The organism is Brevundimonas sp. ABV4_179 (assembly GCF_056311945.1).
In genome coordinates this window covers 436,089-448,227 of the sequence record NZ_CM149976.1, presented here as the reverse complement: position 1 = coordinate 448,227, position 12,139 = coordinate 436,089, and the positions used below count along the sequence as shown (strand labels likewise).

Genomic DNA, 12,139 nt, shown 5'->3' with positions numbered 1-12,139 from the left:
TCGATCACAGGCTTTGGTGTTACAATGCCCAAAGACTAGGCTTCTGTTTTTCAGACGGTTTTCTCCAGACTACGAATCTGAGGGTCGGACGTTCGAATCGTTCCGGGCGCGCCATTTTCTCATGCTATTCAGCTAGTTAGTCAGTTCGCGAAATGCTCGACTGATCCTCTGAAACTGTAACAAGCTCCCCGACAAGCCTTCATCCCACTGAACCATCGGCATTATTTGGCCTTTGGCAGTCTGAGGTTCAATCCGACCGTCCCCGCTCAAGGTTTCCCTCGTCCACTCTGTTTGCTCTTGCTGCCGCTTGCGGCGCGTGGGGATCGGTTCAGCCCTGCTCTAGACGGACAGCTCTGCCGCGCGACGACCCAGCGAACCCCCGACACACGACCGAAACTGCGGGCTGCGTTGTCGCAGATGCCTTTGCACGCTTATGCGCTGATGGAACCGTAAAGTTCTGCCGGGATTAGGCATTCGCCAATCGTTCCCAGCCAGCGCCGGAGCGTCTTACCCGAAAGTTCAGATGCCCGGCTCGAAGTTCGTCACCTATGCCGTATGGTTCATCTTGCTGGGGGCGGCCCTGCGGGGGCTCTTCACCGAAGACTACTCCGTCACTTTCGCCGGGGTCGGCACCTTTCTCCTGACTCTGCTGCCCGCGTTCCTGGGCCGCTGGGTGAAGATCGACATTCCACCCGGGTTCGCGGCCGCCGTCGCAGCCTTCCTCTGTGCGACCTTGTTCCTGGGGGAAGTCAGGAACTTCTACGAACGCTATTGGTGGTGGGACATCGTCCTCCACACGGGCTCCGCAGTAGCCTTCGGATTGGTTGGGGTGATCCTTATGCTCATCCTGGTGCGCGGCGAAAAGCTCACGGCCGCGCCGGTCACCGTATCCTTCTTCGGCTTCTGCTTCGCCGTAACGATCGGAGCGGCGTGGGAGATTTGGGAGTTCTTCCTGGATCAGACCTTCGGGATGAACACGCAGAAGTCCGGGCTGATAGACACGATGTGGGACCTGATCGTGGACTGCCTGGGCGCCGCAGTGGGGGCGATCGCGGGCTACATTCATCTGAAAGGCTGGAGAGGCGGACCCTTAGCCGGGATGATCCGGGACTTTGTCGAGCGCAATCGCCGCTTCTTCGGCAAGAACACGGGCGCTTGAAATGGAGAAGGTTAGGTTGATCCCTGGTAACCTTCGCGAAAGATGCCGATACAACAAGCTTGGGCTTAAGTTCGAAACCCGCCTTGATGTGATCAATCCGGGCGTTTCTATGGCCCCGCGCGGAGGATGGCTTGGCGCCTGACCTCGGCCAGCGGGAGGTCCGTCCGGATCAGGTGGTGGTCGTAGAGATAGTCGGGCAGATAACCGGAAACGAGAATGCGCCAGTCAGCGGGTATGCCCGGCTGCACCAGCTTGGCCAGCTTGTAGATCACGGTGGTGCAGTTGGTGGTGACGGTTTGGTAGAACCGCGGCTCCCGGTCGAGGGCATTGCCAGCGTTTAGATAGTTGAGGAACAGGGCGCGGGCCTGGTAAGGCGTCATCCGTAGCCGGAATTGAGAGACAGTCTCGCCGCGCACATCGCTGCGCAGGCGTACGATGTCGCGCTCGTCGGCGGCGATGAGCACAAGTTCGAATTGCTTGAAGAAGCCGCCAATCTCGGAGAAGACCTCGTCGCCTTCGCGACGTATCTCCGCCGAGAACACCAGGGGCTCGCCCTGCGAGAAGCTGAAGCGGATCAGGGTGTGGGCGACCGCGGGATTGGCCCAGACCGAGTTGATCAAATCGACCGAGATGAGATCATCCAGGTCGTAGGTCCGGGTTTCCCAATGCGGCGTGAACTCCGTCCGGGTGCGCCAGTCGAAATCGCGGACATTGTGAACCACGACCCGGGTGCCTCCGATTTCGGCGGTGACGCCACGTGCGACGTCGGGCGCCCAGTCGCGGTCGCTGGACGGCCGGATCGAACTCCACCAGAACCCGACGGCAAGCAGCGCTGCAACCACCAATCCCCAGCCCAGGGCGGGCCGCGAGCGCCCGACGGCCAAGATCGTAATCCCCGAACCCAGGGTCACGAAAACCCAGATCCAGCGCCACGGCTGGGGCGATTGGAACGACAAGGCCGTCACGGTCCAGACGACAGCGAGAACGACTAGCGTGAACAGGGCTACGGCGTTGAAGATCGCCGCCTTGCGGTTTCGCTGCTCAATCATCCGGAGCATCGCGCGGAAGGGCAGGCGGCTCGGTGCGTTCGGTGACCGGACCGCCCGCCTCCACCTGGAGCGGGCTGGCTGGCGCGAGCGTCGAAGACAGGGCGGCGTCGGGGGCGTGTAACGGCTGCGGCACGCGGTGGGCGACAGGCCTCTTCTGCGACAGGTCCGAAGTGACGGCTTCGGCGACATCCAGCACAATCGCACCCAAGGGGAGGTCCGAGGTCCCCGACAACCCCGGCCCCGAGACCAGACTTCCGCCCAGGAGACGGACGACCTCAGGGCTCTGGGAGAAGACCGAGTGGTTCAGGCGATCGCGGCCGCGAATGTCGGCCAGATTGATGATGGTGATGCCCCCGGCCTGCTCAAGTAGGCTGCGGATGGGCTCCACCGATGGGTCGAGCGCGCCAACGCGCTGGACGCCCCCGGCGAGGAGCCGCGAAATCCTCAGCGCTTGATCATCGCGCGATACCAGGAAAGTGAAGTGCGGCCGGTCGGAGCCCAGGGCCGCAAACTGCTGGGCAAAGACGTCTACATCGAGATCCGGCGCCGCGAGGATCACGTTGTCGATCTTCGGATCTACGGCTCCTTCCCGGATCGCATATTGGCGCAAGGCCTCAACCGCGATCCAGCTCCCCATCGAATGAGCCAGGATAGTGATCTCTTTCACATCGGGATTGTGTGCGGCGAGTCTGAGAAGCCGCTCAAGGGCGTCGCGGGAATAGTTGGCGCTTTCGCGATCATACACATAGCCCCACACCCGACCCAGCGAGGGCCAGGTGAAAAGGATCGGCGCGGCCTTGATACCCGAGTCATTCGTTAGTTGGGCCAGGGAATAGACGGCCCTGTCGAACGGCACATTGAATCCATGGACGAACACCAGAAGGTGTCCCTCGGTCTGCTGCGCCGTCATCCAAGCCTCCGCTGAGGCGTCATCGGGGACGGGTGCGATGGAAAGAGTCGCAAACTCCCGACCGGGGTCTGCCTGGCGCGCACGCGGCCATTCGATAGCGCCGATCTCATGATCGGGCGGGATCGAGACGTCCATCACGACGGACGTCAAGAGCTCGCCTCTTCTGCTCGAATAAACCACCCCGGGCTCGTCTGTCTGCGCGCGCACGGAATAGACCAGCATACTCACCTCCCGTGCCCCTTCGGGGAGGGTGGTCACCGGCACGAGAACGCCGGAGGGCGCAGTCGCGCAGGCCTGCAGGCCGAAACCGACGGTCGTCAGGACGACCAGGGCCAGCGCGCGCCGGAACCACATGTCCCCCCAGCGGGTCCGGGCCATTAGGGCAGAACAAAGGGAACGGATCGATTGCATGTCACCAAGTCGCTAGCAGATTTGACACTCGACGTACTAGTTGCATGGGGGCTCGATCCAGCCGGGTGTCCGCCTGAACGGCATTAGCATAAAGCAAGGATACACGTTTGAAGCGGGCAGCGCGCCTCGGTGCGAATGTCTTTGTCGTTCTTCTGGCGATCTTCTGCGTCGTTGCGATCCACTACTGGGCCCTTGGCCGGGGTGGCTGCGCAGTACGGACGCCGTCGTGTTTCCGGCTTTGGTTCGCCCCGGTTCGTTGGCGAGGTGCGCGGCAAGGTGGAGCGGCGGTCATGCTTGTGGCCTTGCTCGGCGCCTATTGGAACAAGGCTCCGGTCGCGCAGGATTGGCGCGCGCTCCATGCTAGACGTCCTCGTGTCCGCCAGCCTCATCCGTTCGGTCTGGCCAACTCGGCGATCGCACACACCCTGAGGCGTTTGCTGCCAGTCGCCTTGACAGCGAGATGGGAGGCAATGTCGAGGCCGGCGACACCGCCGGCGACGACGACGAGCCGGTGAGGATCGGCGGATGGCCGAGGATTATTCATGCGCGTTCCACCTATTACGACAACTGAGGGTGCCCTTTCATTTCACCATCTGGCTGGACGGATCGGGCGCTTCGCGCCGGGTAGATCATGATCCCTCCGCTGTCCGAGCAGCGACGCTCGACAGACGTATCTGCCCGTCTCTTTCCGCAAGAGCCGACACGAGCGCCCGCACGCTGTCGCGAAGCTGCTCGATGCCCTCCGGCGTGTAACCGCCGGAGATGGTGCTGGGAACATCGAGCGCTCGTGCCCGCAGCGCGCGTCCCTGATCGGTAAGGGCGACCAATACTTTCCGCTCATCCGCTGGATCTCGTCTGCGCATGACCAACCCCGTGGCCTCCAGCCGCTTCAGCAAGGGACTCAAGGTTCCGCTATCCAAATAAAGCCGGGCGCCAAGCGCACCTACGGTCTGCACCTCATGCTCCCACAGCACCAGCATCACGAGATACTGCGGATAGGTGAGTCCGATCGATTGCAGCACGGGGTGGTAGAGGCGATTGAGGAGGTTGGTGGCCGCATAGAGCGGGAAGCACACTTGCCTGTCCAGTTGCAGCGGATCGTCGTCCTGTCCAGAAGCCTCCTCGCCGGTCATACCGCTCGAACGCTCAGCTTCACGTCGATGTTGCCACGCGTCGCCTTGGAATAAGGGCAGCCTTCATGTGCAATACGGATGATCTCCTCCGCCTGCTCCTGCGTGACACCCGCGATGGTCACGTCGAGTTCGGCAGTCAGGAACACGCTGCGTGGATTTTCATGACCGAGACCCACCTTCGCGACCACCGTCACGTCCTCGTCGCGCACCTTGAAGCCCTTGTCGCGGGTCAGGTGGATCATCGCGTTGCCGAAGCAGGCAGCGTATCCTGCTGCAAAGAGCTGCTCGGGGTTGGTCGCGTCACCCTTGCCGCCCAGGTTCTTGGGTGTGGCAAGCCGCATGTCGAGAATGCCGTCGTCGCTGCGCAACGTGCCTTGCCGTCCACCCGTGGCCGTCACTTGCGCTGTGTAGATAACCGTCATGAGGAGACACTCCGAAGATAGCGAGATAATACGAAGTAATTCCATAACTCGCAATTATATCCCGTACAATACATAATTATGTGTCGGGCTCCCCGAATGGAGACGGGTGTTCACGCGATGAGGTGCCGACCGTCTGCGATGCGGCAGGTCTCTCCCTCTCGGCAGGCTGTTTTCTACTGGCTGCAAAAAGGTCCGTGGCCGAACCGCCGCCGCTCTTGGGCCAGAGCCTTCAGCCGATCGCGCAGGGCGCCATCGTCCGATCGCGTCGCTTGGTAGCGGACGCTCGTCCGATCTGCGACCAGCACCCGGCAGGCCCGCCGGCCTTAAGACAGTCTGCTTTTCTAGTGGTTGTGACTGATCAACTCTTGGCATTGATACTGCCATAAGAGCGTCTGTAGCGGCCGAATTCATCAGACCGACCGTGGCCGCGAGCGTTACAGCCTAAGACGTGTAACGGGCTGATTTCAGATAGAATTGTGCTAGCCTACGAATCTGAGGGTCGGACGTTCGAATCGTTCCGGGCGCGCCATTTACTTCGTGAATTCTGCAGTTTATGCCCCATCGTCGATGAACGGCCGCAGCCCTCTGGTTTGTAACAGGCGTTCGGCGGCCTTCTGCGGACGTTGAAAAGCCTCGGGTTTCTTCGGCTTGTGGGTCTGAAGCTCATTGGCCTCAGACCGCTTCCGACTGAGGCTGTGTGAAAACGCCTCCAGCTCGAGCGAATTAGGGTAGCCTCCTGAGGTCTTCAGGAGGTGGGTATGAGCCGCTTCGTTCAGGGTGCCGATCGCCGGCAGCAGACGCTGCTTCCCGAATGTCTCGACGACTATGTGGCCGAGGATAATCCAGTCCGGGTGGTGGATGTCTTCATCGACGAGCTGGATCTGAAGGGTCTGGGCTTCGAGGGCATGACGCCGGCGGCGACGGGCCGGCCGGCCTATCACCCGGCCATACTGCTGAAGCTCTATGTCTACGGTTACCTGAACAAGGTGCAGTCGAGCCGGCGGCTGGAGCGGGAGGCTCAGCGCAACGTCGAGCTGATGTGGCTGACGGGGCGGCTGGCGCCGGACCACAAGACTATCGCCGACTTCCGCCGCGAATGGCCCTGCGATCCAGGCGGCGTGCGCGCAGTTCGTGGTTCTGTGCCGCCAGCTTGGCCTGTTCGGCGCGGCCCTGGTCGCCATCGACGGCTCCAAGTTCAAGGCGGTGAACACCCGCGACAAGAACTTCACCGCCTACAAGGTGAAGCGGCGGATCGAGCAGGTCGCCGAGCACATCGCCAGCTACCTCGAAGACCTCGACACGGCTGATCGGCACGAGGGGGACGGCGTGGAAGCGCGCTCGGTGAGGCTGGTCGAGAAGATCGATCGCCTTCGCGCCCAGATGGCGATGCTGAAGGTCATGGAGGCTGAGGTCGAGGCGTCGCCTGACGGCCAGGTGTCCCTGACCGATCCCGACGCCCGCGCCATGGCGACGTCAGGCCGGGGGAGCGGCATCGTCGGCTACAACGTCCAGTCCGCCGTCGAGGGCGAGCATCACCTGATCGTCGCCCATGAGGTGGTGATGACCGGCTCGGACAAGCAACAGCTGGCGAACATGGCGGGTCAGGCCAAGGAGGCTATGGGCGTGGAGAGGCTCGATGTGCTGGCGGACCGGGGCTACTTCTCCGGCGAGGAAATCCTGGCCTGCGAGGCTTTGGGCGCGACGCCCTTCGTGCCAAAGACGCTGACATCAGGCGCAAAGGCGAATGGACGCTTCGGCAAGCAGGACTTCGTCTATCTGCCAGATCAAGACGTCTACCGTTGCCCGGCCGGCTCCCTGCTTCCGTACCACATGAGCGTCGTCGAAAGAGGCATGACGCTGCATCGATACTGGGATCGGGCCAGTTGCACAGGCTGTAGCATCAAGGCCCGATGCACGCCTGCGGTCGAGCGAAAGGTCACGCGCTGGGAGCATGAGGCGGTGATCGATGCCCTTCAAACCCGAATGGATCTGAGGCCCAGAGCCATGCGCGAACGGCGAAGCCTGGTCGAACACCCCTTCGGCACCATCAAGGCCTGGATGGGCCACACCCACTTCCTGATGAAGCGGTTGCCCAACGTGAAGACCGAGATCAGCCTCCACATCCTGGCCTACAACATGAAACGGGTGATGACGGTGCTGGGAACGAAGCCGTTGATGGAGGCGATCAGGGCCTGAGACGTGGCGCTCTGCGCCTCGTCGCCACACCCGCCCCGCCGTAGCTCAGCACGTTTTTACACGCCCTCGACTCTAGCCAAGCTTTGATCGGCCCGCTCTCAGGTAGCTACATCCAGGCCATGGCAAAAGGAGGGTGGGGCGGTGGTTCTAACCGGGGCCCGACGACACAGCGGCCGCCGAGCCCCGCAATGCCTAATATGACAGGCTGAGATTATTGCAGATGCAGTGAGAGGGGCAGTGGACGAGCGTCCAGTTGGTCCAGCAAAGCGACAGCTGCCGCCAACGACGGCGCCGCGTGATGCTTTCGGATGCCGTAGTTGAGATCGACCACCAGAGCCCATGTGCCGAAAAAGCGGTCGGTCGTCACGACCACCGTGTGGGTTCTTCGCAGGGGCTCTTGAGCCAGACGCCGAAAAGTTTCGCCGATACGCATCATGCCGGCGACGTCGATATCGTCCATTGGACCCTGATCGTCGATGATCCAGGCCCAATCCGTCATGACAGGGGCCCGGGTCACCGCGATCATCGCAGCCTGTTCAAAAGACGTCCAGCGCGTGCCGGGGGGCACGACGACGGTGACCCTCTTTAGATCCTCGTCCATGTCGATAGTCGTTGGCACAGGAATTCCTCGGTCGTCTCATCGCACCCGACTGCCATCAGCCGGACTGTTCGGTCCATCCGCCACCAAGGGCTTGGTATAGAGTGACGGCGTTCAGCAAACGGCTTTCCTGAAGCTGGACCAGACCGAGCTCGACATTGAATAAGCCTCGCTGTGCGTCGAGTTCCTCAAGATAGGACGCATAGCCGGCCCGGTAACGGTTGCGGGCGTGGAACAGGGCGTTCTGCAGGGCGGCCCGCTGGGCCTGCGCCTCCTCCGCCTGCCGCTCCAGCCTGGTAACGCCTTCGAGCGCGTTCTCAACCTCTGAGAAAGCGCCTAGCACGACCCCACGATAGCCGAACGCCGACTGGTCTCGCCGGGATTCAGCCGCCTCGGCGCCCGCGGCGAGGCGACCGCCGTCGAACAGGGGCGCCAGAATGCTGCCGCCAAGACTCCAGACGGCGGTGGGATCGAGGGACTCCACCAGCAGTTCGCCCAGCGATCCGGTCAATCGAACCTGTGGCAGGAGCGCGGCCCGGGCGGACGCGAGACTGGCGTCGGTCGCGATCAACTGGGCCTCGGCCTGGGCGACATCCGGCCGTCGCGACAACAGGGCGGAGGGCAGGCCCGGAGAGGGAGCCGGCAGAACCAGGTCCTCGAGCCGTCCGCGCTCTACCCGACCCGGCATATCCCCGACCAGCAGGCGCACGGCGTTTTCCTGACGGCGGATCGCCAGCTCCAAAGCGGGAATCTGCCGCGCGGCTGCACGCTGTTCCGACTCGGCCTGGGTCAGCTCAAGGCGGGATGTCTGGCCCGCGTCGGCCCGACGGGTCGCCAGACGCAGCGCCTCGTCACGCGAGGTGAGAGTGCTGCGCGCGATCTCCAGCTGCGCATCCAGCGACAGCAGGGTCACATAGGCGCGGGCGGTAGCCGAGGCGACCGAGAGGGCCCGGGCGTCGCGCCCGAACTCGCTCGCCTGAAGCGACGCCCGGGCCGCCGCGTCGGCGTTGCGAACCCGCCCCCAAAGATCGACCTCATAGGCGACCTGCAACTGCGCCTGGCCTGTCGCGGCCTCGGAGGGTTGCCCAAAGACGCTGAGGGTCCGCGCCTGCTGGGCGCCGCCTGAGCCGTCCAGCGTCGGAAACAGTCCCGCCCGTGCCTGACGAGCCAGGGCCTCGGCCTCGCGCACGCGCGCCTCGGCGATGGCGAGATCGACGTTGCGGACCAGCGCCGCCTCGACGGCCGCGGTCAGCGCCGGGTCGCCAAAGGCGCGCCACCAGCCGGGCTCGACGGCATGTTCGCCCGACGCGACCGCCTGCCACGCCATCGGCGGGATCACTGCCGCTGAGTCAGGATGAGGCGAGGGCGTCGTTGCGCAGGCGGACACAGCGAGCGCTGATGCGCCGATCAAAAGGAGCCGGCGCATCAGCGGGTCCCCCGAGCCGGAGACGCCGTATCCACGCGCGCCACGACCGACATGCCGGGACGCAGCCTGGCGAGGCCTTCCTGTCCCGCGTTCAACACGATGCGGACGGGCAGGCGCTGGGCGACCTTGGTGAAGTTGCCGGTGGCGTTCTGAGCCGGCAGGACGGCGAACTCCGAACCCGTCGCGGGCGAGATCTGCTGGATGCGTCCGGAAAAGCGACGGTCGCCGAGAGCGTCGACGGTGACGGTTGCGGCCTGACCTTCGATCATACGGCCCGCCTGGCGCTCCTTGAAGTTGGCGATGACCCAGAACTGCGGAGGCACCAGGGACACGAGCTGACTGCCGGCGGTCACATACTGCCCGCGCCGCGCGCCAATCTGCCCAAGCTGACCGGCTTCGGGCGCAATGATGATGGTGTTGGCGAGGTCGATCTCGGCCAGCCGGACGGCGGCGCGAGCGGCGGCGACGGAAGCCTCCAGTCCCTCGCGCGATACGCCCACCGAGGTGACGTCCTGACGCGCGACTTCGCGAACCGCTTCGGCCTGCCGCACCGCCGCGCGGGCGCTCTGCAGCGCCGCCTCGGTCTGGTCGCGCTCTCGCAGGGAAACCGAGCCGTCTGCGGCTAGGTCGGCCACGCGCGCCATGTCCGCCTGGGCGCGTTGAAGCTGAGCGCGGGCCGAAGCCAGCTCGGCGTCGCGGGCTCCGACGGTCGCCTGTCGCGAGGCGCCGGTCTGGGCTGAGTTGGCCAGTTGGGCTTGAGCGCCGGCCAGATTGGCCTTGGCCTGCTCCAGTCGCTGGCGATAGACGCGGTCGTCGATCCGGAACAGGGGCCGACCCGCCTCCACAGACTGGAAGTCGCTCGCCAGCACCTCGACGATATAGCCGCTCACCTGCGGGGAAATGACGGTCACCTGGCCGCGGACATATGCGTTGTCGGTCCGCTCGACCGACGATGAGAACGGGGGCAGCTTCCAGGCAAAGAGGATCAGCAACACCGCCGCGAGGGCGAGCACGGCAGTGATGATCGCAGCGCGCGGGGTGAAGCGGCGCTTCTTTGTCGCCTCAGGGGCGAGGGGGGCGGTCAGATTCTCATCCTCGGGCTGTCGCGGCGTGGCGGCGGGCGAGGCGGGCGGTTGGTCGGTCATGGGTTTCCGTCAGATGGCGACGGCGCCAGAGGCGCTGTCACTGGTCGTGGCCGCCGAACGGGCTTTCAGGCCCTGATTGACGAACATGAGGATGTTGAGGACGAGGAGCGCGATGGCGCCCCAGGCGATAACGAGGAAGACGTCGTTGAAGGCGAGAATATTGGCCTGCTGGATCAGTTGCTGAGCGAGGGTCGAGACGCCCTGGGCCGAGCGCAGTGCGGGATCGGCGATCGTCGATCCATAGGCCCCCGCATACATCTGCAGGGTCTGGGCCACTGCGGGATTGGAGGCCACCACGCCATCCGCCAGATAGGCGGCGTGGTGCTGGGTGCGTATGGTTTGAAAGGTCGCGAGCGCCGCCCCGCCGGCCATGCCGCCCACCATCTGGGTCACGCCGAACATCATGGCGAAGGTGATGAGCGAGCCTAGGCCGCGGGCCATGAGCTGGCCTAGCCCAAGAACCAGAGCCGACCCCATGAACAGGGCCCCCGCGAAGCCCATCAATCCCTGACTCAGGAAGAGGCTGGCCGGGCGGGTGTCTGCCGTTGCACCGGAATCCATAAAGGCGGCGACGCTGATCAGAACCAGCGACAGCAGAAGCTGCACCGGCAGCAATTTGTTGGAGATCATCAGGCTGAAGGCGCCGAAGAGCACCCCCGCCACCGCCGCGGCCAACACCACGGCGTAGAGGCCTTGGGTCTGATCTGCTCCCATGCCCACGACCTGCACAAGGCCCGTCACCCCGAAGGGCTGCTCGATCAGCAGCACCCGGGCCAGCATGATCGAAAGGGCGAAGTTGAGGAAACCGAAGCTGAAGACCCAGCGGGTGTCGATGATTGGATGTTCGCGGTAGTGCTCATGAACCGCGCCGGCGGACAACAGGGCGACGCAGGCCGCCAGCGCCCAACCGACCCATGGCGCCTCGGTCCACCAGTCAACCCGGCCCACGGCCGCTACCGCCACGAGCAGGGCGAGCCCCGACCCCAACAGGACCATCGTGATCGCATCTCGCCATTCGAAGACGTGCACGCGAATGCCGGGCGGCAGCCGCAACATCTGCACCGCTGCAAGGCAGGCGAGGGCCAGGCCGCTCTGCAGCAGATAAAGGCTCCGCCAGCCGCCGACGTCCAGGAGTTCGGGGGACACAATCCAGACGATCGGCCCGGCCAGCTGAGTTGTGCCCAGCCCCAGCAATAGCGCCGGCAGCTTCAGCGTCGCCTTGGGCGGCAGACACTGCATCATATACATTACGGCCAGGGAGCCCATGGCGGCGCCGGCCATGCCGCTGATGGCACGCACCGCCAGTGCACCCGGGTAGTCGCCGATGAAAAGGTGGCTGAGGGTGGCGACGGCATAGAGGGCCAGGAACACCTTGGTGAACGACGTCAGGCCGAACTGCTGGCGATATTTGATCAGCAGCAGGTTCATCGAGATGTTGAACATCCCATAGACCGCGCCAAGCCAGGCGCCTTGCCGCACATCCAGGCCGAAGGCGCCTTGAATGGCCGGAAGGTTGGCGCTCAGGGCAGCGGTGCCCATACCACCGGTGACCCCCAGCAGAAGGCCGGTGAGGCCGAAGGCCACCCGGGTTTGAGGCGGCATATGCGGCGTCGACGGCGACCCTGGAATCATGGGGCGTTCGTGGGGCGCCCAGTCAGGCGTCTCGCCGATGGTATCGCCTATCCGGCGG

The 12,139-nt window shown here is 64.2% G+C and carries 9 protein-coding genes, 1 tRNA gene and 2 pseudogenes; 3 read left to right on the top strand and 9 right to left on the bottom strand.

The window, feature by feature from the left end; genetic code table 11:
* The first annotated feature begins 39 nt into the window (after positions 1-39).
* A tRNA-Ser gene (locus ACYX4P_RS02165) sits at positions 40-114 on the top strand.
* 409 nt (positions 115-523) lie between these two features.
* Entirely contained in the window at positions 524-1,159 is a 636-nt protein-coding gene (locus ACYX4P_RS02160; RefSeq protein ID WP_312571717.1) for a DUF2238 domain-containing protein, read from the top strand.
* A 107-nt stretch (positions 1,160-1,266) separates the two neighbouring features.
* On the opposite strand, the gene ACYX4P_RS02155 is transcribed toward ACYX4P_RS02160, so the two are convergent.
* From ACYX4P_RS02155 to ACYX4P_RS02135, 5 genes and pseudogenes are all read right to left on the bottom strand, one after another.
* Positions 1,267-2,208, bottom strand: coding sequence for an Lnb N-terminal periplasmic domain-containing protein (locus ACYX4P_RS02155; RefSeq protein ID WP_312571715.1), 942 nt, complete (start codon positions 2,206-2,208; stop codon positions 1,267-1,269).
* Complete coding sequence (locus ACYX4P_RS02150; protein WP_314136846.1) at positions 2,201-3,529, bottom strand: alpha/beta fold hydrolase; 1,329 nt, start codon at positions 3,527-3,529, stop codon at positions 2,201-2,203. The genes ACYX4P_RS02155 and ACYX4P_RS02150 overlap by 8 nt, the downstream gene beginning before the upstream one ends.
* Positions 3,530-4,158: 629 nt before the next feature.
* Entirely contained in the window at positions 4,159-4,662 is a 504-nt protein-coding gene (locus tag ACYX4P_RS02145; RefSeq protein ID WP_312571712.1) for a MarR family winged helix-turn-helix transcriptional regulator, read from the bottom strand.
* On the bottom strand, positions 4,659-5,084 hold the full coding sequence (locus tag ACYX4P_RS02140; RefSeq protein WP_312571711.1) for an organic hydroperoxide resistance protein: 426 nt from the start codon (positions 5,082-5,084) through the stop codon (positions 4,659-4,661). Before ACYX4P_RS02140 ends, ACYX4P_RS02145 begins: the two co-directional genes overlap by 4 nt.
* A 194-nt stretch (positions 5,085-5,278) precedes the next feature.
* Positions 5,279-5,404: pseudogene (locus ACYX4P_RS02135) on the bottom strand (IS3 family transposase); the annotation flags it as partial.
* A gap of 438 nt (positions 5,405-5,842) precedes the next feature.
* Here ACYX4P_RS02135 and ACYX4P_RS02130 point away from each other — a divergent pair.
* Positions 5,843-7,280: pseudogene (locus ACYX4P_RS02130) on the top strand (IS1182 family transposase).
* A 211-nt stretch (positions 7,281-7,491) separates the two neighbouring features.
* Here ACYX4P_RS02130 and ACYX4P_RS02125 read toward each other — a convergent pair.
* The 4 genes from ACYX4P_RS02125 to ACYX4P_RS02110 are packed head-to-tail and all read right to left on the bottom strand — an operon-like array spanning position 7,492 to position 12,051.
* On the bottom strand, positions 7,492-7,881 hold the full coding sequence (locus ACYX4P_RS02125) for a hypothetical protein (protein WP_312571844.1): 390 nt from the start codon (positions 7,879-7,881) through the stop codon (positions 7,492-7,494).
* A gap of 55 nt (positions 7,882-7,936) precedes the next feature.
* Positions 7,937-9,304 (bottom strand): efflux transporter outer membrane subunit, encoded by a 1,368-nt coding sequence (locus ACYX4P_RS02120; protein WP_312571843.1) that lies wholly within the window; start codon positions 9,302-9,304, stop codon positions 7,937-7,939.
* Entirely contained in the window at positions 9,304-10,449 is a 1,146-nt protein-coding gene (locus tag ACYX4P_RS02115) for an HlyD family secretion protein (RefSeq protein WP_312571842.1), read from the bottom strand. The genes ACYX4P_RS02120 and ACYX4P_RS02115 overlap by 1 nt, the downstream gene beginning before the upstream one ends.
* A 9-nt stretch (positions 10,450-10,458) precedes the next feature.
* Positions 10,459-12,051, bottom strand: a complete 1,593-nt coding sequence (locus ACYX4P_RS02110) for an MFS transporter (RefSeq protein WP_312571840.1) — start codon at positions 12,049-12,051, stop codon at positions 10,459-10,461.
* Positions 12,052-12,139: the final 88 nt, after the last annotated feature.

Excerpts from the sequence above, each read along its gene's own strand:
- ACYX4P_RS02160 (WP_312571717.1), top strand. The coding sequence starts at position 524 with ATGCCCGGCTCGAAGTTCGTCACCTATGCCGTATGGTTCATCTTGCTG.
- ACYX4P_RS02155 (WP_312571715.1), bottom strand. The coding sequence starts at position 2,208 with ATGATTGAGCAGCGAAACCGCAAGGCGGCGATCTTCAACGCCGTAGCC.
- ACYX4P_RS02150 (WP_314136846.1), bottom strand. The coding sequence starts at position 3,529 with ATGCAATCGATCCGTTCCCTTTGTTCTGCCCTAATGGCCCGGACCCGC.
- ACYX4P_RS02145 (WP_312571712.1), bottom strand. The coding sequence starts at position 4,662 with ATGACCGGCGAGGAGGCTTCTGGACAGGACGACGATCCGCTGCAACTG.
- ACYX4P_RS02140 (WP_312571711.1), bottom strand. The coding sequence starts at position 5,084 with ATGACGGTTATCTACACAGCGCAAGTGACGGCCACGGGTGGACGGCAA.
- ACYX4P_RS02125 (WP_312571844.1), bottom strand. The coding sequence starts at position 7,881 with ATGGACGAGGATCTAAAGAGGGTCACCGTCGTCGTGCCCCCCGGCACG.
- ACYX4P_RS02120 (WP_312571843.1), bottom strand. The coding sequence starts at position 9,304 with ATGCGCCGGCTCCTTTTGATCGGCGCATCAGCGCTCGCTGTGTCCGCC.
- ACYX4P_RS02115 (WP_312571842.1), bottom strand. The coding sequence starts at position 10,449 with ATGACCGACCAACCGCCCGCCTCGCCCGCCGCCACGCCGCGACAGCCC.
- ACYX4P_RS02110 (WP_312571840.1), bottom strand. The coding sequence starts at position 12,051 with ATGCCGCCTCAAACCCGGGTGGCCTTCGGCCTCACCGGCCTTCTGCTG.